Below are 17,418 nucleotides of genomic sequence, written 5' to 3'. Positions count from 1 at the left end.
GCCAGAGGAACACGAACCGGTCCACACCGGCGGCCGGGCACGGCAGGGGGCTTGCCCGGCCCGAGCTGCTCGTGCCATATATGTCTAGACCTTTAGAACAGCGCCGAGAGAACCGAGCAAGCCGAGGAAGGCTCCCGTGCGACCCAGCGCCCCCACGCTCGTCCTCTGCCTTGCCCTGGGCGGCCTCGCCGCCTGCACCGCCGCCGACACCGACCCCCCGCCCGCCCCGGCCGGGCTGACCGCCCAGGCGGGCAGCGCCACCAGCGTGCACGTCATGTGGGACGCCGCTGCGGACCGGGACGGGGTGACCGGCTACCAGGTCTTCCAGGCCGGCAGGCTCGTCCGGGAACTCCCCGCGGAGAAGACCATGGTGGACGTGGCCGGCCTCGCCCCGCAGACCGCCTACTCCTTCACGGTCCGGGCCAAGGACGCCGCCGGGAACCGCTCCGGCGCGGGGCCGGCCGTCACCGCGACCACCCCGGCGGCGACGGCCGAGGACCGCGCCGCCCCCACCGCCCCGGCCACCACCACGGGCTCGGCCGCCGGCCCCCGCGCGGCGCGGCTGTCCTGGAGCCCGGCGACGGACGACACCGGCGTGACCGCCTACGACGTCTACCAGGGAGACGCCCGCATCCACACCGCCGGCCCCGGCGAGACCTCGACCGTCCTCGCCGGCCTCCAGCCGGACACCGCGTACTCCTTCACCGTCCGGGCCCGCGACGGAGCGGACAACTCCTCCCCCGACGGTCCCGCGGCGGAGGTGGCCACCCCGCCCGCCTCCGGCCGGGGCGCGGGTACGGCGCCCGCCGACCTCACCGCCACCGCCTCGCCCGGCGCCGTCACCCTCTCCTGGACCGCTCCGGACACGGGCCGCGCCACCACCGAATACGAGCTCCACGTCAACGGACGGCTCACCACCACCGTGCAGTTCGGCGCGGGCGCCGTGCCCAGCGGCCGGGTGGAGCACCGGCTGACGGTGGCCGAGCCGACCGGCACGGTGTGGCGGATCAAGCTGCGGGCCCGGCTCCCCGACGGCAATTGGGGGGCCTTCTCCGCGGAGCGCGAGGTCACGCTCACCGCATGAGATACGGCGACGATTCGGCCTGAACGGCGCTTTCGGACGCGAAGATCGCGCACAATGCTTCCGTGTTCGGTGAGTACTCGGTCAACAACAATCAGGCAGACTCGGCAACCGACGCCACTGGGCCAGAATCTGGCGCCGTGCCGGGAAACCTGCCGCCGGAATCGGCGAGCTTCGTCGGCCGGGAGACAGAACTCGGCCTGTTGGACAGCCTTTTGCGCCAGCGACGGCTGATCACCCTGACGGGGGTGGGCGGGGTCGGCAAGTCCCGGCTCGCCCTGCGCGCCGCAGCCGGCGCCCGTGCGGCGCGCCCCGACGGCGTCTGGTGGGTGGAGCTGTCACCCCTGCGCGACCCCAGCCTGCTCACGGCGACGGTCGCCCGCGCCGTCGGCCTCGCCGGCCACTCCTCGGCCCCCCTCGACGAGGAACTGTGCGCCTGGATGGCGGACAAGACCCTGCTGCTCGTCCTGGACACCTGCGAGCACCTGGTCGCCGACTGCCGGCACCTCGTGGGCGAACTCCTGCAGTCCGCACCGGGGCTGACGGTCCTGGTCACCTCCAGGCAGCCGCTCGGCTCGCCCGGCGAGCGGGTCGTCGACGTCCGCCCGCTGCCCTGCGGGGGCCCCGACAGCGACGCCCTCGCCCTCTTCCGCGCCCGCGCCCTCGCCGCCGCCCCGCAGGCGGCCGCCGCCTTCGCCGACCCGGGGCGGCGCGCGATCGCGGCCGAGGTGTGCCGCCGGCTGGACGGCATCCCGCTCGCCCTCGAACTGGCGGGGGCCCGGATGCGGTTGTGGACGCTGGAGCAGACGGCCGAGCGGCTCGACGCCCGCTTCGACGTCCTCACCGACGTCCGCGCCGCCCGGCTCCCCCGGCACCGGACCATGCGGACCGCGATCGGCTGGAGCCACGAACTGTGCGAGCCGGTCGAACGGCTGCTGTGGGCGAGGCTGTCGGTCTTCACCGGCGACTTCGACGCCGCGGCCGCCCGCGCCGTGTGCGCGGGCGGCCCGCTGCCCGCCTCCCGGGTCGAGCGGGCCCTGGCGGGCCTGGTCGCCAAGTCGGTGGTCCGGCGCACCGAGGAGCGCGGCGCGGGGGCCCGGTACCGGCTGCTGGACACGATCCGCGAGTACGGGGCCGGCTGGCTGGACGAGCTCGGCGAGTCCCAGGTCGTCGCCGACCGGCACGCCCACTGGTACGCGGCGCTCGCGCAGGCCGCCGACCGCGGCTGGCTGGGCCCCGGACAGGTCGACTGGTACCGCAGGATGACCGCCGAGCACGCTCAGCTGCGCACGGCCCTGGAGCACCTGCTGGGCTCCGACCCGACGGCCGCGCTGGAGATGGCCGGGGCCCTGTGGTTCCACTGGTTCGCGTGCGGCCACGCCCACGAGGGCCGGGGCTTCCTCGAACGGTCCCTGCGGGCGGCCCCGCATACGGGGGCCGCGCACAACCAGGCCCTGTGGGCGCTCGGACTCACCATGATGCTCCAGGGCGACATGGCGCGGGCCCGGCAGATCGCCGCCGAGTGCACCCGGGGAGCGGCCCGCCTCGCGGACCCCGAGCGGGAGTTGCGCGCCGCGTACCTGGAGGCGGTGTCGGTGCTGATGCCCGGCGACCCCGTACGCGCCCTGGCGCTGGCCGGGCCACGGGCCAGGGCGGCCCGCGGCGGGGCCTCCAGCGCCACGGGCTGGCTGCTGTGCAGACTGGCCACCGGCTACGCCCTGTGCGACCTGCGCCGGTTCGAGGAGGCGGCACAGGAGGCACGGGCCCTGCGGGAGACGTGCGCGGAACTGGGCGAGCGCTGGCTGCGGGCGTACGCGGACTACATCCTGGCGGTGGCCGCGCTGGGCCTGGGAGACCACGGGGAGGCGGCCCGGCACGTGCGGGCCATGCTGTCCGGGAAGCGGCTGCTGGGCGACCGGTTCGGCATCGCCCTCGGCCTGGACGTGCTGGCCGCGGCGGTGGCCGAGCTGGGCGACGGCGAGCTGGCGGCGCGCCTGCTGGGCACCGGGCACGCCTGGTGGAGGACGGTGGGCAGGCCGCAGATGGGCGGCTCGCCCTCGCTGACGGCCCTGCGGGACCGGGGCGAGCGGCGGGCCCGCGCGGCGATCGGCGACGCCGCGTACGAGACGGCGTTCCTGGGCGGCGCGACGGCGCCCACCGGCTGACGACCAGGCGGTGGGCGGCGCGGCCCGGGGGCTCCCGTCAGTACGGGAGGGGTCTGCCCGACGGGGTGCGCAGATCCAGGTCTCGGGGGGCGGGCTTGGGGACGGGCTTGCGGATCAGCTGCTGGCGCATGCTGCCTCCTCGCTCAGACCAGGGCCGGGCGGCGTGGTTCCACCGTGCGGCCGTCGGGGAGCAGTTCACCGGTGTCGTCGAAGACCACGGCGCCGTTGCAGAGCAGACTCCAGCCCTGTTCGGGGCGGAAGGCCACGGTGCGGGCCGCGTCGTGGTCGGCGCTGTCTACGGCAGGGCAGGGGGGCTGGTGGGAGCACATGGCGCACCTCCTCGCAGAGTGGGGCGGGAGGGCCGGTGGTCACCCGGTCGAATCCGCGATCCACGGTGGCGGTGAGTATTGCTGATCGCCACCCTCGGACGGAACCCATTTCGGCCGTTCAGTTCAGGGTGTGTATGCCCGATTACCATGCGCTCATGCCCGGTATCCGGATCATTCACCACACAGTCCTTCCCCCCTCCGAGACGTGGCGGCGGCTGACGGACTGGGAGCGCCACGGGGCTCAGGTCCCCTTCACCCGGACGACCGTCGAAACGCCCCCGCCGACCCGCGTCGGGACGGTCTTCACGGCGCGCACGGGCGTGGGCCGCGTCACCTTCGACGACCGGATGGAGGTGACCCTCTGGCGCCCCCCGGCGGGGGCGGCGCCAGGGCTGGTCCGGCTGGAGAAGCGCGGTCGGGCGGTGACCGGCGTGGCCGAGATCGAGGTGCGCCCGCTCCCGGGGGGCGGCGCCGAGGTCCACTGGCGCGAGGAACTCCGCCTGCGCGGCCTCCCCCGCGCGCTCGGTCCGTTGGTCGACGCGGCCGGCCGGCTCGTCTTCTCCCGGGCGCTGCACCGCATGCTGCGCGCCTGAGGGCCGTCCCGCAGCCTCGGCCGCCGGGGTTAGGGTTCCAGCGGTCACCGGGTCCGGTGATCACCGCGAGAACCGAGGGGGATCTCCGTGGCCACCCCGCCACCGCCGCAGCAGGGCACCGGCCCGCGTCCAGGGCTCCGTCCGGACCGGACCCCGCCGTCGCCGCAGGGCCCGTACGTCCGTCACACCGCCCCGTACGCGCGCGACACCGGCCCCTACGCCCCGTACGGACCGTACGCGCCCCGGCAGGACCACCGCGCGCCGGCGGCCGGCGGAGCGGAGCAGGGGGCGTACGGCTGCCGGGTGTGCGGATCGCTGCCCGTCGCGGACACCACCGTGTACGGACACCAGGGCGTCGTCGTGGTGATGCGGTTCCTCAGCCGCAAGGGGCCGTTCTGCCGCGACTGCGGGCTCGCCACCGTCCGCGAGATGTCCGCGAGGACCCTGTGGCAGGGCTGGTGGGGCCCGCTGTCCCTGTTCGTCACGCCGGTCACCCTGCTGACGAACCTCGCCCCGTGGGGGCGGCTGCGCAGGCTGGGGCCGCCGACGGGCGGGGTCCTGGCCCCGCTGGACCCGGGCAGGCCGCTGTGGCGGCGTCCGGCCGCGGTCGCCGTGCTGGTCCCGCTGCTGTTGGCAGCCCTCGCGGTCCCGGTGCTCGTGCTGACCGCCGTGGTGGGGGGCGGCGACCCGGACCCCCTGAGCGTCGGGCAGTGCGTGCGCAACAAGGGCGACTGGAGCGACCAGGACCTCCAGGTCACGGAATGCGGCTCGGTCAGCGCCGAGTTCGAGGTGACGAGGATGCTGGACGCGCCCGGGGCGGCCTGCGCCGCCGGAGAGTACATCGGGGACCTCGCATACGGCCCGGACCGGCGCACAGCGAGCTGCCTCAGGCCGCTGCGCTAGCGCGCGGCGCAGGGGAGTTCGGGGGGAGTCCGGGAGGGGGACAGCACGAAGGTCCGGCACGTGGTGGTCCTCACCAGCCCGGCCCGGCCGGCCGGCCGGACCCCCCGGTCGCGCCGGGGAGCCGCCGCCGGGCCCGCTCCCCTCCGGGAGGGGTCCCGGCGGCCGGACGCGTCCTAGCGGATCGGCATGTCGGAGATGGTCCGCGCGATGACCAGGCGCTGGATCTCGCTGGTCCCCTCGAAGATGGTGTAGATCGCACTGTCCCGGTGCATCCGCTCCACCGGGTACTCGCGGGTGAAGCCGTTGCCGCCGAGGATCTGGACCGCCTGGGCGGTGACCTTCTTCGCGACCTCGCTCGCGAAGAGCTTCGACATCGAGCCCTCCGCCGAAGTGAAGGGCCGCCCCGCGACCGCCATCCACGACGCCCGCCACACCAGCAGCCGGGCCGCGTCGATCTGCGTCCGCATGTCGGCGAGTTGGAAGGCCACGCCCTGGTTGTCGATGATCGGGCGGCCGAACTGCGTACGCGTCTTGGCGTAGTCGAGGGCGACCTCGTACGCCGCGCGGGCGGTGCCGACCGCCATGGCGCCGACCGCGGGCCGCGAGGCCTCGAAGGTGGCCATGGCCGCGTTCTTCACGCGCTCGCCGGCGCCGCCGCTGCGGGCCCGCTCCCGGGCGCGGGCCAGCCGCTCGTCCAGCTTCTCCTTGCCGCCGAGCAGGCAGGAGCCGGGCACGCGCACGTCCTCCAGCACCACCTCGGCGGTGTGCGAGGCGCGGATGCCGTGCTTCTTGAACTTCTGGCCCTGGGACAGGCCCGGCGTGCCGGGCGGCACGATGAAGGAGGCGTGGCCCTTGGTGCCCAGCTCGGGGTCGACGACGGCCACGACGATGTGGACGTTGGCGATGCCCCCGTTGGTCGCCCAGGTCTTGGTGCCGTTGAGCACCCATTCGTCCTTGGCCTGGTCGTACACGGCGCGGGTGCGCATCGAGCCCACGTCGGAGCCGGCGTCCGGCTCGGAGGAGCAGAAGGCGGCGACCTTCACGTCGTTGGCGTCGCCGTACATCTGCGGGATCCAGGTGCCGATCTGCTCCTCGGTGCCGTTGGCGACGACGCCGATGGCCGCGAGTCCGGTGCCGACGATGGACAGCGCGATGCCCGCGTCGCCCCAGAAGAGCTCCTCCATGGCCATCGGGATGCCGAGGCCGGTGGGGTCGAAGAACTGCTGGGCATAGAAGTCCAGGGAGTAGATGCCGACCTTGGCGGCTTCCTGGATGACGGGCCAGGGAGTCTCCTCGCGCTCGTCCCATTCCGCGGCCGCGGGCCGGATCACGTCGGCCGCGAAGCCGTGGATCCAGTCCCGCACCTGGATCTGGTCGTCGTTGAGCTCCATGGTGAACTCCGCCATGTCCCCTCCAGCTGTCTGTTCTCGCCCAAGTGATGGTTACTAACGGTAACCAGCACGGTGACGACAGTCTGTTACCGGCCGGTAAGCACTGTCAAGCAGCGGCCCTCCGAGGACGCCGCCCCCGTCGGGACGTCCGCCGATTCGATCGCCAGGGTGTGCGGGGTGTTACGTTGCGTGGGCGTCACGCACATCGCAAGGGCGGGGAGAGAAACACACCATGGAGACCACGCAGCAGGCAGGCGAGCCCGGGGCGGCCGAGCGCCGGCGGCGCGAACTGCTCGAAGCCGCCGACCGGGTCGTGCTCAGGGACGGCCCCAAGGCCTCCATGAACGCGATCGCGGCGGAGGCGGGCATCACCAAGCCGATCCTCTACCGCCACTTCGGCGACAAGGCGGGCCTCTACCAGGCCCTGGCCGTCCGGCACACCGACGCCCTGCTCGACTCGCTGCGGGCGGCGCTCGACGCCCCGGCCGAGCGGCGCCGCCGGGTCGAGGCCACCCTGGACACCTATCTCGCGGCCATCGAGGCCCGCCCCCAGGTGTACCGCTTCCTGATGCACCCGGCCGAGGACCCGCAGGCCCCCGAGCGCGGCTTCGACGTGGGCCTGCACTCTGCCCCGCTGCTGCGCCGCCTCGGCGAGGAACTGGCCCAGGTCGTCGGCGAGCGCGTGGACCTCGGCCCCGACGGCGAACGCCTCGCCCGGATCTGGGGCCACGGCATCGTCGGCATGATGCACGCCGCCGGGGACTGGTGGCTCGGCGAGCGCCCGTGCGAGCGCGCCGAGCTGGTCGCGGGCCTCACCGACCTCCTGTGGGGACGCCTGGCGACGGCGGGCAACCGCGCGGACGGCCCCGGCTTCTGACACGGGCCGCGTCCGCCGGCGTACCGGCCTGAGCGGCCGGCGCCCGGGGCGCGGGGGCCGGGCGGAGCCCCGGGTCCCGGCGCGGCAGGGCCCGACGGCGCGGCCCGCTCGACCGGCGCCACTCAACCAGCCCGTTCGGCCCGATCGACCGGCGCCGCTCAGCCGCCGCTCACCCCGTCCCGCGGACCCGGTCAAGCCGGCCCCCGCACCGCCCCGCTCAGCCCCGCACCGCGCCTGCGCCCCAAGGGGCCTTCCGGATCGCCCGGCGCAGCCGCCTGGCCCGCAGCCCCGTCACCCGGTCCGCGTACACCGTGCCCTCCAGGTGGTCGCACTCGTGCTGCAGGCAGCGCGCGAAGAAGCCGGTCCCCTCGATCCGCACCGGCGCCCCGTCCGAGGTGACGCCCTCGACGACCGCCCGGTCGAAGCGGGCCGTACCCGCCTCCAGTCCCGGCAGGGACAGGCACCCCTCGGGGCCGGTGAACTCGTCCCCGTCCGCCGCCACCAGACGCGGGTTGACGACGTGCCCGACATGGCGGACGTCCTCGTCGTCGGGGCAGTCGTACACGAACACCCGCTGCCCGACGCCGATCTGGTTCGCCGCGAGGCCGACGCCCTCGGCCGCGTACATGGTGGCGAACATGTCCTCGACGAGGCGGTCGAGGCCGGGGCCGAAATCGGTGACCTCCGCGCAGGCCGAGTGGAGCACCGGGTCGCCCAGCAGGCTCATGGTGCGGACGAGTCCGGTGGTACCGGGGATGGGGCGCTGTCGCATGGCCACAAGCCTACGACGGGCGACTATATGAGGAGATCCGCAGCGGCTCGGGGGCGCCGCGGTCAAGGCTCCGGCAGGTACTGGATAGGCTGGGGCCGACCGACGCAAGGAGGACAAGGGACGATGGCAGGCAACACAGAGCCGCTTTCGCCGCGGGCCAAGCTGGCCGTGACGGCGGGCAAGGCCGCGGCGGCGGTGTCGCGGGCCGCGGGACGCGGAAGCGGATCGGTGATCGGGGGCAAGGTCGCGCTACGGCTCGACCCCGATCTCCTCGGAGCGCTCGCGCAACATCTCGACGTCGTCCTCGTCTCCGCGACGAACGGCAAGACCACGACGACCCGACTGATCGCGGAGGCCCTGCGGGCCAGCGGACCGGTCGTCTCCAACGCCCTCGGCGCCAACATGCCCGCCGGCATCACCTCGGCCCTGGCGGGCGGCTCGGACGCCAAGTACGGCGTCATCGAGGTGGACGAGAAATACCTGGCGGGTGTGGCCCGGGACGTCACCCCCAAGGTGATCGCCCTGCTGAACCTCTCCCGCGACCAGCTGGACCGCGCCGCCGAGACCCGCATGCTCGCGGAGAAGTGGCGCGAGGGCCTTTCCGGCTCCAAGGCGGTCATCGTCGCGAACTGCGACGACCCGCTGATCGTCTGGTCCGCCTCCTCCTCGCAGAACGTGGTGTGGGTCGCGGCCGGCCAGGAGTGGAAGGACGACGCCTGGTCGTGCCCCTCCTGCGGCGGTGTCATGCAGCGCCCGGGCGACGACTGGTTCTGCGGCGAGTGCGGTTTCCGGCGCCCGACGCCGACCTGGGTGCTCTCCGGCGACCACGTACTGGACCCGCACGGCTCGGCCTGGCCGATCCACCTCCAGCTCCCCGGCCGCGCCAACAAGGCCAACGCCGCCACCTCGGCCGCCGTGGCCGCGGTCTTCGGCGTCCCGCCGCAGGTCGCGCTGGAGCGGATGTACCAGGTGCAGGCCGTCGCCGGCCGCTACGACGTGGTCAGCTTCCAGGGGCGCGAGCTGCGGCTGCTGCTCGCGAAGAACCCGGCCGGCTGGCTGGAGACGTTCTCGCTGATCGATCCGCCGCCGACCCCGGTGGTCCTGTCGGTGAACGCCCGCGGCGCGGACGGCACCGACACCTCCTGGCTGTGGGACGTCGACTACCCGCGGCTCGCCGGCCACCCGATCTTCGTGATCGGCGACCGGAAGCTCGACCTCGCGGTCCGCCTTGAGGTCGCGGGGCTGGACTTCCGCGTGTGCGAGACCCTCGACGAGGCCGTACAGCTGGCCCCGCCCGGACAGATCGAGCTGATCGCCAACTACACCGCCTTCCAGGACGTGCGCCGCCGCGTCGGCAACTAGCACCCATAAAGGACAAGAGCATGAGCGACAACAGCCTGCGTCTGGTGTGGGTCTACCCCGACCTGCTCAGCACGTACGGAGACCAGGGCAATGCCCTCGTGGTGGAGCGCCGGGCGCGCCAGCGCGGCCTGGACGTCCACCGGGTGGACGTCCGCAGCGACCAGCCGATCCCCACCTCGGGCGACATCTACCTGATCGGCGGCGGCGAGGACCGGCCGCAGCGGCTCGCCGCGGAGCGCCTGGTGCGCGACGGCGGGCTGGAGCGGGCCGTCTCGAACGGGGCGATCGTCTTCTCCGTCTGCGCCGGTTACCAGATCCTCGGCAAGGAGTTCGTCAACGACCAGGGCCGGCGCCAGGAGGGCCTCGGCCTGCTGGACGTGGTGACCGTGCGCGGCGAGGGCGAGCGGTGCGTCGGCGACGTCCTCGGGGACATCGACCCTCGCCTGGGCCTGCCCCAGCTGACGGGCTTCGAGAACCACCAGGGCGTCACGCACCTCGGCCCCACGGCACGCCCGTTCGCCCGGGTGACCATGGGCCGCGGGAACGGCACCGGCGACGGCACCGAGGGCGCGTACAACGACACGGTGTTCGGCACCTACATGCACGGTCCCGTGATGGCCCGCAACCCGCACATCGCGGACCTGCTGCTGAAACTGGCCCTCGACGTGAACGCGCTGCCGGGTCTCGACGACCGCTGGTACGAGGCCCTGCGCAGCGAGCGCATCGCGGCCGCCACGCAGCCCGCCTGAGGCTCCGCGGCGCCGCTGGGCGCCCCCTTCGCCGGCCCGGCTCCCCCTGGTGGGAGCCGGGCCGACGTGCGTTCGCACGACCGTCCGGTCCGCCATGTGGAGGATGGTTCAGCCGACCCGGCTTCCGCTTGTAGGGTGGCCGTAGTTCCCACCGGACGACGTGGTCCGGTCGTCGGCCCACGTTGCAAAGGTCTCTTCCTGCCATGCGCATAGGTGTGCTCACTTCCGGTGGCGACTGCCCCGGCCTCAATGCCGTCATCCGCTCCGTCGTGCACCGCGCCGTCGTCGACCACGGCGACGAGGTGATCGGTTTCCTCGACGGCTGGAAGGGCCTGCTGGAGGCCGACTACTGCAAGCTCGACCTCGACGCGGTGGGCGGCATCCTCGCCCGCGGGGGCACCATCCTCGGCTCCTCCCGGGTCCAGCCCGCCCACCTGCGCGACGGCGTGGAGCGGGCCCGCGGCCACGTCGCCGACCTCGGCCTCGACGCCGTCATCCCCATCGGCGGGGAGGGCACCCTGAAGGCCGCGCACCTGCTCGCGCAGGCCGGGCTGCCGATCGTCGGAGTCCCCAAGACCATCGACAACGACATCGCCTCCACGGACGTCACCTTCGGCTTCGACACCGCCGTCGGCGTGGCCACCGAGGCGCTGGACCGGCTGAAGACCACCGCCGAGTCCCACCAGCGGGTGATGGTCGTGGAGGTCATGGGCCGCCACACCGGGTGGATCGCCCTGCACTCGGGCATGGCGGCCGGCGCGCACGCGATCGTGGTGCCGGAGCGCCCCTTCGACATAGACGAGCTCACCGCGATCGTCGGCGAGCGCTTCTCCGCGGGCAAGCGGTTCGCGATCGTCGTGGTCGCCGAGGGCGCCAAGCCGCGGGCCGGTTCGATGGAGTTCGAGCAGGGCGGCACCGACATGTACGGGCACGAGCGGTTCGCCGGCATCGGCAACCGGCTCGCCGTGGAGCTGGAGCACCGCCTGGGCAAGGAGGCCCGGCCGGTGATCCTGGGCCACGTCCAGCGCGGCGGCACGCCTACCGCGTACGACCGGGTGCTCGCCACCCGCTTCGGCTGGCATGCGGTGGAGGCGGCGCACCGGGGCGAGTTCGGCATGCTGACCGCGCTGCGCGGCACGGACATCGTGATGGTGCCGCTCGCCGAGGCCACCTCCACGCTCAAGACGGTCCCGGCCGACCGGTACGACGAGGCCCAGACGGTTCTGTGACCGTATGCCCGTTACCGCCGCCCCCGCGCGCAGGAGCGTACGGGGGCGGCACTACTGTGGTGGGGCGCCACAGTCAAGGGAGTGAACAGATGGACCACAGCGGGCACGGCATGGACATGGACATGGACCTGCCGCCGTTCACTCTCGGCAGGGGGCTGGAGTTCTCCTTCGACGGCTTCTTCCTGTTCGGCTCGCTGCTGGCCCTGGCCCTGTACGGGTGGGGCGTGCTGCGGCTGCGCCGCCGCGGGGACTCCTGGTCGCCCGGCCGGACCACCGCCTTCACCATCGGCGTGCTGAGCGTGGTCCTGATGATGTGCACCAAGCTGAACGACTACGGCATGGTCATGTTCAGCGTGCACATGGTCCAGCACATGGTGATCAGCATGATCACCCCGATCCTGCTCCTGCTCGGCGCACCGATGACACTGGCGCTGCGCGCCCTGCCGCCCGCCGCGCGCGGCCGCAAGGGGCCCCGCGAGCTGCTGCTGATGCTCCTGCACAGCCGGTACATGAAGGTCATCACCCACCCCGCCTTCACCATCCCGATGTTCATCGCCAGCCTCTACGGGCTGTACTTCACCCCGATCTTCGACTTCCTGATGGAGAGCCGGACCGGGCACATCGCGATGATGGTCCACTTCCTCGCCGTCGGCGTGATCTTCTTCTGGCCGATCATGGGGGTGGACCCCGGTCCGCACCGCCCCGGCTATGTGATGCGGATGCTGGAGCTCTTCGCCGGCATGCCCTTCCACGCCTTCTTCGGCATCGCCCTGATGATGGCGAGCGAGCCGATGATCAAGACGTACGCGGACCCGCCGGGCTCCCTCGGCATCGACGCGCTCCTCGACCAGCAGTGGGGCGGCGGCATCGCCTGGGCCTTCAGCGAGATCCCCTCGGTGCTGGTGCTGATCGCGCTGGTCTACCAGTGGTACCACTCCGAGCAGCGGGCGGCGAAGCGCTCCGACCGTGCCGCGGACCGCGACGGCGACCAGGAGCTGGCGGCCTACAACTCGTATCTGGCTTCGCTCCAAGCGCGTGGCCAGTAGCGCCGGACCCCCTCCGCGCGCCACCATGGGGCATGACCGGATCCGTTAAGGCGATGGCCGTGACGACCTTCGCCGCACTGGTGGCCGTCGCCGCGTACTCCGTGGTCCTCGGCAGCAACGGCTGGCTGTGGTTCGGCTGGGTGGTGCTGGGGCTCCTGACCGCCGGGATGGCCGCGTCCGGCGGCGCCTGAGACCCGGGGCCCTGCCGGCCCCGCCTGCGCGCCCCGCCCGCCGGCTCCCGCGCGCGCACCTCCCGCGGACCCGCCCCCGCCCGACGCTCCCGCACGCCGGGGCGTCACCCGCTCCGCGGCGGCGCACCCGCAGCACACCCTCGCGCCGGCCGCCCGACCCTCCCGCCCGGCCCTTCCGCGGACCGCTGCGCCCGGCCCCGCGTCCGGCGGGCTTCCCGCCCGCCGCGGTCACGGAGACCCGTGGTCCCGAGCGGCGCGCCCCCGCCGGGCGAACTCCCTCCGCGACCGGTCCGTACCACCTCGTGACGGCGTGTCGGGTGGCCCCTAGACTGGATCTTTCCCGTGTTTCCCGCATGTCCGGCTCCGGCCGGCGACAGGAGCGACCTGGTGTTCTACCACTTGCTCAAGCACGTACTCCTCGGTCCTCTGCTGCGGCTGCTGTTCCGGCCGAGGATCGAGGGCCTGGAGAACATCCCGGCGGAGGGGGCCGCCATCATCGCGGGCAACCACCTCTCGTTCTCCGACCACTTCCTGATGCCGGCGATCCTCGCGCGGCGGATCACCTTCCTCGCGAAGGCCGAGTACTTCACGGGCCCCGGGGTCAAGGGGCGCCTGACCGCCGCGTTCTTCCGCAGCGCCGGGCAGATCCCCGTGGACCGCTCCGGGAAGAACGCCGGGCAGGCGGCCCTGCGCGAGGGGCTGGGGGTCCTGGCCAAGGACGAGCTGCTGGGCATCTACCCGGAGGGCACCCGCTCGCACGACGGCCGGCTGTACAAGGGCAAGGTGGGGGTCGCCGCGATGGCACTCGGCGCCGGAGTGCCGGTCATCCCCTGCGCGATGATCGGCACCTTCGAGATCCAGCCGCCCGGTCGGAAGATCCCGAAGATCCGGCGGGTCACGATCCGCTTCGGCACGCCGATGGACTTCTCCCGGTACGACGGACTGGAGGGCGAGCGGACCGTCCTGCGCGCCGTCACCGACGAGATCATGTACGAGATCCTCGCCCTCTCGGGCCAGGAGTACGTCGACCGGTACGCGGCCGAGGTCAAGGCCGAGCAGGAGGAGGAACGGAAGAAGGCCCGGCGCAGGTCGCGCTGAGCCTCCTCCCCCTGCCGGCGGGCCGCCGGTGCAGTGCCCGGTGGACGTGCCGGTCACCGCACTAGCGGACGGCCGGGAGCTCCTCACGGGCCGGAAGGTCCGAGCCCGGCGCCTGGCCGAGGGACTTCGCGGCGGCGGGGGCCGGGGCGACGGGCGTGGCGTGCGGGGCGCACGTCACGTCCTTCGCGTCGACCCTGCCGGTCAGCAGGTAGGCGTCGACGCGGGTGTTGATGCAGGGGTTCACCAGGCTGGTGACCCCGTGCGAGCCGGCGTTCTTCTCGGTGATCAGGCGCGAGCCGCCGAGACGGCGGTGCAGCGAGACCGCGCCCTCGTACGGGGTGGCCGCGTCACGCTCGGACTGGACGATCAGGACCGGGGGCAGGCCGCGCCGGGCGCTGGCGCCGACCTCGATCGGGGTGCTCTGCTTCGACCTCCAGGTCGCGCAGGGCAGGTTCATCCACGCGTTGGACCAGGTCAGGAACGGGTACTTCTGGTGCAGCCGGGTGTTGTCGCGGTCCCACTCGGCCCAGCTGGTGGGCCACTTGGCGTCGGCGCACTCGACCGCGGTGTAGACGGCGTTGCCGTTCTCGGCGGCGGCGTTGCCGGCCGTGTCGGACATGTCCGGGGCGATCGCGTCGACCAGCGCCTGCTCGTCGCCGGCCGCGTAGGCGGCGAACGTCTGCGCGACGGGCACCCACGAGGAGTCGTAGTACGGGGCGCCCTGGAAGAAGCCGATGAGCTCGGCCGGTCCGACGACACCGCCGATGGGGTCGGCCTTGGCCTTGGCGCGCAGCTCCTGGTAGCGGGCCTCGACCTCGGCGCGGGTGTCGCCGAGGTGGAAGGACGCGTCGTTCTTCGCGACCCAGTCCTGCCAGTCGTTCCAGCGCGTCTGGAAGGCGACGTCCTGGCCGAGGTTGGCCTCGTACCAGATGTTGTCCTGGTCCGGGTCGACCACGCTGTCGACGATCATGCGGCGCACGTGGCTCGGGAAGAGGGTCGCGTAGACCCCGCCGAGGTAGGTGCCGTAGGAGACGCCGAGGTAGTTCAGCTTCTTCTCGCCGAGGGCGGCCCGGATGACGTCCAGGTCCCGCGCGGTGTTCGGCGTGGTCATGTGCGGCAGCATCTCGCCGCTGCGCTCCTTGCAGCCGTCCGCGTACTCGGCGGCGAGCTTGCGCTGGGCGCGCTTGTCGGCCTCGTTGGACGGGACCGGGTCGGCCTTGGGGGCCTTGACGAACTCCTGCGGGTCGATGCAGGAGATCGGCGCCGAGTGGCCGACTCCGCGGGGGTCGAAGCCCACGAAGTCGTACGCCTTGGAGGCGTTGACCCACAGCGGGCTCTTGGTGGTGACCCGGCGCGGGAAGCGCATGCCGGAGCCGCCGGGGCCGCCCGGGTTGTAGACGAGCGCGCCCTGGCGCTCCTCCTTGGTGCCGGTGCTGCCGATCCGGTCGACGGCGAGCTCGATGGTCTTGCCGAACGGCTTGGTGTAGTCGAGCGGGACCTTGACCCAGCCGCACTGGATGGGCTTCTCGAAGCCCCAGTCCGCGGGGCAGTCCTTCCACTCGATCCCGGCGCGGGCGGCGCGGGCCGCGGCTATCTGTACGCCGACCGCCTCGGCGGTCCCGTTGTCGCGGCCTGCGGACGCCGCCGCGGCGGGCGGTGCCAGCAGCAGGCCCGCCGCCAGCGTGCCGGTGATCAGAGTGGCGGCGCTGCCCAGCGCCGCGTTGCGTATCACGTGGTTGTTCCCCCTGCGTCAAGTGCCGCCGTGGGCGGCCGGTTTCGGTCGGGTTCGGTCATCGGCGTGCAGGGCGATCCTGTCCTCTGACCGGGACCCGGCGACAGACCGGGGGCCGGATCTTTGCCAACCCGATAACCGGAAAGGCGTGTACCGCTGAGCGGTGTCCGGTGCGTCGCCGCGTCACCGGCCGTACGTGTCGCAGGCCGCGTCCAGCAGCTCCCGCAGCCTCAGGGCGTCCGGCGCCAGGGCCGTGACGAGCACCGCCGGACCGGCCAGCGGGGTCGCCGCGGCGAACTCCCCCAGCACCCGGGCCGCCGGCGGGGCCTTCGCGAAGGCCGGCTCCACGACGAGGAGTTGGCCGAGCGCCCGGTGGCCCGCCAGGCCGGCCGGACCGTCCCACCCGCCGGGCGCCCCCGGTCCGCAGGCCAGCTCCTGGTCGAGCAGCGGACGGCCGTCCCGGGTGACGCCGAGCCGGCTGCGCAGCAGTCCTGGTTCCTCGCCGCTGCGGCCCAGCACCTGCTCCTCGCGGAACACCAGCCGGGCCGTGGGCGCCAGTCGGACCCGTGTGCGCACGCGCAGGTCGCTGCCGCGCACGGAGACCAGCGGCTCCGGAAGCCACCGCACGGACGCCCCGTCCTCCACGGTGAGGTGCACGTCGTACCGGGCCGGTTCGCCGCCGCGGCCGGGCAGGGCGAGGGTGGCCGCCGCCGATCCGAGGGTGAGCCGCGCCCCGGGGCCGGCCACGGCCTCGATGGTGAGGTGGTCCCCGCCCAGCGGTGCGCTCATCGCGCCGACGAGCATCACCCCGGCCCCGGCGCCCGCCCCCCGGGTGCGGCGCAGTGCGAGCGGCCCCTCTCCGGTCAGCAGGGGCAGGGCGGTGCCGCCCCGCCCGTCGGCGGCCGCCCGGATCCGGGCGGTGGCCCGCAGGCCCGCCGCCGGGGCGGGAGCGGGGGGCGCGCTGGTCACCGTACGATCCAGGCGGCGATCCGCTCGCGCACCCACGCGGCGACCGGGGCGACGCCCTCGGGGCCGCGCAGCGACTGGAAGGCGACGGGCAGTTCACCGCGCTGTTCGGCGGCGTCGCGGGCCATCCGGGCCAGGTCGGAGCCGACATGGGGGGCGAGGTCGGTCTTGTTGACGACGAGCAGGTCCGCGGTGGTCACCCCGGGTCCGCCCTTGCGCGGGATGTCGTCGCCGCCGGCCACGTCGATGACGAAGATCTGGGCGTCGACGAGCCCTCGGGAGAAGGTGGCGGTGAGGTTGTCCCCGCCGGATTCGACGAGGATCAGGTCGAGCGGGCCGACGTTCTCCTCCAGCTCCTCGACGGCCTCCAGGTTGGCGGAGATGTCGTCGCGGATGGCGGTGTGCGGGCAGGCTCCGGTCTCGACGGCGGCGATCCGCTCGGGCGGCAGGACGGCCTCGCGGAGCAGGAACTCGGCGTCCTCGCGGGTGTAGATGTCGTTGGTGACCACCGCCATGGACAGCTCGGCGCGCAGCGCCCGGCACAGCGCCGCGACGGTGGCGGTCTTGCCGGAGCCGACGGGGCCGCCGAGTCCGATGCGCAGGGCCCGGCGGGTGCCGTCGGCGCGGACCGGGTCGGCGCCGTGGGTGTGCCGGCGGGGGTAGGCCACGCCGTGGTCGAGGTGCATGGTTTCTCCTTGGGGAACGGGGGTCGGAGGGCCGCTCGGGTGCTCAGGAGGCGAAGAGGCGTACCGGCCAGGCGGCATGGACCTCGGCCGAGATGTCCAGCAGGGGCGAGGAGGCCGCGGGAAGGGCGTCCGCGCCCTCCGTGCGCGCCCTGCGGGCGGCTTCGGCGGCCCGGGCCGCGACGGCGTCGAGCTCGGGGGCGAGGCGGGCCAGGACCCCGCTGGCCTGGAAGGGGTCCAGGCCCAGCAGC

General features: G+C 73.7%; 17 protein-coding genes and 1 pseudogene. 11 read left to right on the top strand and 7 right to left on the bottom strand.

From position 1 onward, the window contains the following. Positions 1 to 136: 136 nt before the first annotated feature. Both ACFWU6_RS10670 and ACFWU6_RS10665 read left to right on the top strand, forming a co-directional pair. On the top strand, positions 137 to 1,084 hold the full coding sequence (locus ACFWU6_RS10670) for a fibronectin type III domain-containing protein (RefSeq protein ID WP_383980366.1): 948 nt from the start codon (positions 137 to 139) through the stop codon (positions 1,082 to 1,084). A 137-nt stretch (positions 1,085 to 1,221) separates the two neighbouring features. After that, positions 1,222 to 3,246 carry an ATP-binding protein gene (locus ACFWU6_RS10665; protein WP_383799369.1) on the top strand — a complete coding sequence of 675 codons (2,025 nt, stop codon included), beginning with the start codon at positions 1,222 to 1,224 and terminating at the stop codon, positions 3,244 to 3,246. 143 nt (positions 3,247 to 3,389) lie between these two features. Here ACFWU6_RS10665 and ACFWU6_RS10660 read toward each other — a convergent pair whose 3' ends face one another. Next, complete coding sequence (locus ACFWU6_RS10660) at positions 3,390 to 3,575, bottom strand: DUF5999 family protein (RefSeq protein WP_383799366.1); 186 nt, start codon at positions 3,573 to 3,575, stop codon at positions 3,390 to 3,392. A gap of 155 nt (positions 3,576 to 3,730) precedes the next feature. On the opposite strand from ACFWU6_RS10660, the gene ACFWU6_RS10655 reads away from it, so the two are divergent. Both ACFWU6_RS10655 and ACFWU6_RS10650 read left to right on the top strand, forming a co-directional pair. After that, the gene (locus ACFWU6_RS10655; RefSeq protein ID WP_383799363.1) at positions 3,731 to 4,168 is read left to right on the top strand and encodes an SRPBCC family protein; all 438 of its coding nucleotides are present in this window, start codon (positions 3,731 to 3,733) and stop codon (positions 4,166 to 4,168) included. A gap of 87 nt (positions 4,169 to 4,255) precedes the next feature. Further along, a complete protein-coding gene (locus tag ACFWU6_RS10650; RefSeq protein ID WP_383799360.1) occupies positions 4,256 to 5,071 on the top strand; it encodes a hypothetical protein in 816 nt (271 codons plus the stop codon). Between the two features lie 173 nt (positions 5,072 to 5,244). Here the strand turns inward: ACFWU6_RS10650 and ACFWU6_RS10645 are convergent, their stop codons facing one another. Further along, on the bottom strand, positions 5,245 to 6,477 hold the full coding sequence (locus ACFWU6_RS10645) for an acyl-CoA dehydrogenase family protein (protein ID WP_383799358.1): 1,233 nt from the start codon (positions 6,475 to 6,477) through the stop codon (positions 5,245 to 5,247). A gap of 217 nt (positions 6,478 to 6,694) precedes the next feature. Here ACFWU6_RS10645 and ACFWU6_RS10640 point away from each other — a divergent pair, with 217 nt between their 5' ends. Beyond that, complete coding sequence (locus ACFWU6_RS10640; RefSeq protein WP_383799355.1) at positions 6,695 to 7,339, top strand: TetR family transcriptional regulator; 645 nt, start codon at positions 6,695 to 6,697, stop codon at positions 7,337 to 7,339. Between the two features lie 217 nt (positions 7,340 to 7,556). On the opposite strand, the gene def is transcribed toward ACFWU6_RS10640, so the two are convergent. Further along, positions 7,557 to 8,111 (bottom strand): peptide deformylase, encoded by a 555-nt coding sequence (gene def, locus ACFWU6_RS10635; protein WP_383799352.1) that lies wholly within the window; start codon positions 8,109 to 8,111, stop codon positions 7,557 to 7,559. A gap of 123 nt (positions 8,112 to 8,234) precedes the next feature. On the opposite strand from def, the gene ACFWU6_RS10630 reads away from it, so the two are divergent. From ACFWU6_RS10630 to ACFWU6_RS10605, 6 genes are all read left to right on the top strand, one after another. Next, positions 8,235 to 9,473: a MurT ligase domain-containing protein gene (locus ACFWU6_RS10630; protein ID WP_356405733.1), complete on the top strand. Its 1,239-nt coding sequence runs from the start codon at positions 8,235 to 8,237 to the stop codon at positions 9,471 to 9,473. Positions 9,474 to 9,493: 20 nt separating this feature from the next. Beyond that, positions 9,494 to 10,222 carry a type 1 glutamine amidotransferase gene (locus ACFWU6_RS10625; RefSeq protein ID WP_383799349.1) on the top strand — a complete coding sequence of 243 codons (729 nt, stop codon included), beginning with the start codon at positions 9,494 to 9,496 and terminating at the stop codon, positions 10,220 to 10,222. A 203-nt stretch (positions 10,223 to 10,425) separates the two neighbouring features. Further along, positions 10,426 to 11,451, top strand: a complete 1,026-nt coding sequence (locus tag ACFWU6_RS10620) for a 6-phosphofructokinase (RefSeq protein WP_383799346.1) — start codon at positions 10,426 to 10,428, stop codon at positions 11,449 to 11,451. 89 nt (positions 11,452 to 11,540) lie between these two features. Further along, a complete protein-coding gene (locus tag ACFWU6_RS10615; RefSeq protein ID WP_383980362.1) occupies positions 11,541 to 12,497 on the top strand; it encodes a cytochrome c oxidase assembly protein in 957 nt (318 codons plus the stop codon). 32 nt (positions 12,498 to 12,529) lie between these two features. Further along, positions 12,530 to 12,688 carry a hypothetical protein gene (locus ACFWU6_RS10610; RefSeq protein WP_383799340.1) on the top strand — a complete coding sequence of 53 codons (159 nt, stop codon included), beginning with the start codon at positions 12,530 to 12,532 and terminating at the stop codon, positions 12,686 to 12,688. A 387-nt stretch (positions 12,689 to 13,075) separates the two neighbouring features. After that, the gene (locus ACFWU6_RS10605) at positions 13,076 to 13,786 is read left to right on the top strand and encodes a lysophospholipid acyltransferase family protein (protein ID WP_383980358.1); all 711 of its coding nucleotides are present in this window, start codon (positions 13,076 to 13,078) and stop codon (positions 13,784 to 13,786) included. Between the two features lie 61 nt (positions 13,787 to 13,847). Here the strand turns inward: ACFWU6_RS10605 and ACFWU6_RS10600 are convergent, their stop codons facing one another. The 4 genes and pseudogenes from ACFWU6_RS10600 to ACFWU6_RS10585 all read right to left on the bottom strand — a co-directional run. Next, positions 13,848 to 15,518 (bottom strand): alpha/beta hydrolase, encoded by a 1,671-nt coding sequence (locus ACFWU6_RS10600; protein ID WP_383799335.1) that lies wholly within the window; start codon positions 15,516 to 15,518, stop codon positions 13,848 to 13,850. Positions 15,519 to 15,701: 183 nt separating this feature from the next. Next, positions 15,702 to 16,487, bottom strand: coding sequence for an urease accessory protein UreD (locus ACFWU6_RS10595; RefSeq protein WP_383980355.1), 786 nt, complete (start codon positions 16,485 to 16,487; stop codon positions 15,702 to 15,704). Continuing rightward, entirely contained in the window at positions 16,484 to 17,170 is a 687-nt protein-coding gene (ureG, locus tag ACFWU6_RS10590) for an urease accessory protein UreG (protein WP_383799329.1), read from the bottom strand. Before ureG ends, ACFWU6_RS10595 begins: the two co-directional genes overlap by 4 nt. A 43-nt stretch (positions 17,171 to 17,213) precedes the next feature. After that, positions 17,214 to 17,418, bottom strand: a pseudogene (locus ACFWU6_RS10585) (urease accessory protein UreF); the annotation flags it as partial.

Source organism: Streptomyces sp. NPDC058674, assembly GCF_042716505.1.
In the GTDB taxonomy this organism is placed as follows: Bacteria; Actinomycetota; Actinomycetes; order Streptomycetales; family Streptomycetaceae; genus Streptomyces.
Note: the sequence above shows the minus strand (reverse complement) of the source record. Positions and strands in the feature narration are given on the sequence as shown.